At 38.3% G+C, this 3438-nt stretch carries 2 protein-coding genes; both read left to right on the top strand.

Annotation, left to right across the window (positions count from 1 at the left end):
- Positions 1–1911, top strand: a 1911-nt coding sequence (locus AC52RT_RS03015; RefSeq protein WP_495539379.1) for a glycoside hydrolase family 3 C-terminal domain-containing protein, incomplete at its 5' end; no start/stop codon positions are given.
- Between the two features lie 177 nt (positions 1912–2088).
- The coding region (locus AC52RT_RS03010) for a cache domain-containing sensor histidine kinase (RefSeq protein ID WP_495539378.1) at positions 2089–3438 on the top strand (1350 nt) is incomplete at its 3' end.

Below are 3438 nucleotides of genomic sequence, written 5' to 3'. Positions count from 1 at the left end.
CTTGAGGAAAAGGATTTAGATAGCGCGTTAAGAAATACGTTTAGAGTCCGCTTTCGTCTAGGTGAGTTCGATCCAGACGAACTAAATCCATACAGCAACATCCCAAAAGAAAAGCTTGCTTCAAAAGAGAATGCTAGTCTTTCATTAACCGCTGCTAGAGAGGGGATTGTGTTATTAAAGAATGACTCGCTGCTCCCATTAACTAAACAAAAAACAGCCGTACTGGGCCCCCTTGCTAATGAAGTATATACGGATTGGTACAGCGGGACACCTCCCTATATGATTACGCCTCTTGCAGGGATTCAGCAAAAGCTTGATGGTGATGTCATATATTGTGATGGCAGTAATCGAATCAAGCTTCGTTCAAAGTTGAATGGTCAATATATCATGGTCGATCCTGAAACAAAAAGGTTAGTATGTAATGGAGATAAAGCAGAGACATTCATTTATACCGATTGGGGCTGGGGCAATAAGACGCTGCGCGCAGAGAGTAACCATCTGTTTGTAACGATTGATGATGAGGGCTGCTTAACGGCAAGTGCTGCAGAAGCAAAAGGCTGGTTTGTAAAGGAAGTTTTTCATACAAAGACGATAAACGATGGGATTCAGCTATCTTCATGGGATCAAAAGCCAATCAGTATGGATGAAACTGGCTCTTTAATCGTTCAAGGAAATGAATGTATAGATTTTAGTCTAGAAATCGTTGAAAACGGGATTGAAACAGCTGTTGAAGCTGCAAAGAGTGCTGAAACGGCGATTGTGTTTGTTGGAAATAATCCATTTATCAATGGCAAAGAATGTGTTGACCGTGAAGATATTATTCTGCCGCCGCAACAGGAAACCTTAATTCAAGAAGTACTGAAAGTAAATCCTAATACGGTGGTTGTAATGGTCGGAAGCTATCCATTCGCAGTGAACTGGATTGAAGACCATGTACCTGCTGTTCTGTATACTTCTCATGCAGGGCAAGAACTTGGACGAGCAGTTACGGATGTAATATTTGGAGAATATAATCCGGCAGGCAGAGTAAATATGACGTGGTACTCATCGATTAAGCAACTTCCCGATTTGATGGAGTATGACATTATGAAAGGGAAGAGGACGTATCAATATTTTGATTCAAAACCACTCTATCCTTTTGGCCATGGCTTATCCTACACGACATTCGGTTATTGTGATTTACAGCTTTCCAAGGAATCGATGACAAAAGATGAGAATCTGACTGTGACAGTTACTATTACCAATAACGGTGAAAGAAGAGGGGATGAAGTTGTTCAGCTCTATGTTCGTGCAGAGCGTTCAAGAGTGAAACGGCCGCTCAAAACACTAAAAGGCTTTAAACGAATCTCGCTGGAACCAAGTGAAAGTAAGCAAGTTTCGTTTGAACTGAACGCTGTAGATTTAGCTTTTTGGGATGTTACTCAAGATAGATATTGTGTCGAAGATGGTCGTTATACCATTATGATTGGAAGCTCTTCACAAACAATCATCCTCGAGAAGAAATTCACGGTGGCAGGAGATCAAATTCCGCCTAGAAGTATCAGTCTTCGAGTAAATGCAGTAAATTATGATGATTATCAGGAAGTGTTTTTAGCTGAATGTACGGAAGGCGGTCATTCAATTAGAAACAAGGGCGCGGAAAGTTGGATAGCATTTCATGAAGTAGAGATTAGCAAGCATTATAAAAAAATGAAAGTAAGAGCAGCAAATGGAGGGCTGCAAGCGGTACTAGAATTTCGCCTAGATTCAGTGAACGGTCCCTTGTTGTGTGAGTGCATGGTACCGCCAACCGGAGGATTTCAAGCTTGGACGACGGTCGAAGGGAAATTGTCTGTAGAAAAGGATGGCCGTCATGATCTTTATCTACTTTTCAAGGGAGACATTCAGTTGGGGTGGATTCAGGCTGAATAGGAGTAATAAAGCGTACTAAGGGATGCCTCTTAGTACGCTTATTTTTTTTTCACTAATTTTGACATGAAAAGTGGTTAGATATATCCCTATTTCTTCCTATTTTAATCATATTGCAGTAAGCTATAATTAAAGAAAGCGCTTACTAAAAAAATCGGAGAACCTCTCATGCAATCTTTTATGATAAAACGAATCAATAATATGAAAATGCGGGATAAGCTAATCTTGATGATGATCGTATCGGTGTTCATTCCCATCATGATAGTGGGAGTTTTTCTAACGTATGAATTAAGAGAAAATGCCATTTTAGATGCAGTAGATCAATCAATCACAAACGTAGAAAGGGTGAAAAAAAGAACAGCTGAAGTCTTAAAAGTTCCTATTTATATATCAGATGGCCTTCAGTTTGACCAGCAGCTAAGTACTTTGGCAAATACAGAATTTAAATCGACCTATGAAGTAGTAAATGCTTATCGTAATTATGATAAATTTTCTTACTATCTTCAATATTATCCGGAAATTGCAAAAATTCGATTCTACATGGATAACCCTACATTAATTGATAACTGGGACTTTATTCCCGTTGATTCAGAGACAAAAAAAAGGCAATGGTATCACGAAGCTGAGAAAGAAGCAGGCTATATTCGTTGGTTTTATGCACAAGATGAAACAAACAAAGATCAACCTTTTTTAAGTTTAGTCAGACGCATTAATTTTTTTGACTATAATACGTTTGGGATGCTGGTTATTACCATTAATCCAAGTCAAATAAACTTGATTTTAAATCAAGAAGCGTTTCTTACTATGCTTATAGATGACACTAACACGGTTGTAGCTTCTAACCAAAAAAATAAAATTGGAAAACAGTTTAATCATATGATCGATAACATGAAGAAAAAGGAAAATTCTATCTATGAGGGAGTGCTGGAGGGAGAGCCTTCCCAAATTATAATGGAAGATTTATTTCCTGAACAGAGTCTGAATCAATTGAAAATTGTTTCCATTTCAGCCAATAAAAAGATTGTGAAAGATGCAAATTCATTAAGCTTATTTGGGATCTCGGTAACAATCGCCGGATTCATCGCAGCGATATTCATCATTATATTAGTCAGTAATCTGTTCACAAAGCGTCTTTCCAACCTTGGCACCCAAATTAAAAACGTTTCAAAAGGTGACTTGAATACTCAAATTGTGATCGACGGAAACGATGAAATTGGACAGCTATCGCATCAATTCAATGAGATGGTAGCTAATTTGAGACAGTTAATCGATCAGGTACATGAAACGAATCGACAAAAAAATATTCTTCAGGTAAGCCAAAATGAAAGCAAGCTTAAAATGATGGCTAGTCAGATTAATCCGCATTTTTTATTTAATACGCTGGAGTCAATCCGGATGAAGGCACATATAGAGGGTGTATATGAAGTAGCAGATGTCGTTAAGCGGCTGGGTAAATTAATGAGAAAGAGTCTTGAGGTAGGAAGCAGAAAAATCCCTCTTTGGGATGAAATTGAAACAGTACGCTGTTAC

It is taken from the genome of Peribacillus sp. (genome assembly GCF_059453735.1).
Note: the sequence above shows the minus strand (reverse complement) of the source record. Positions and strands in the feature narration are given on the sequence as shown.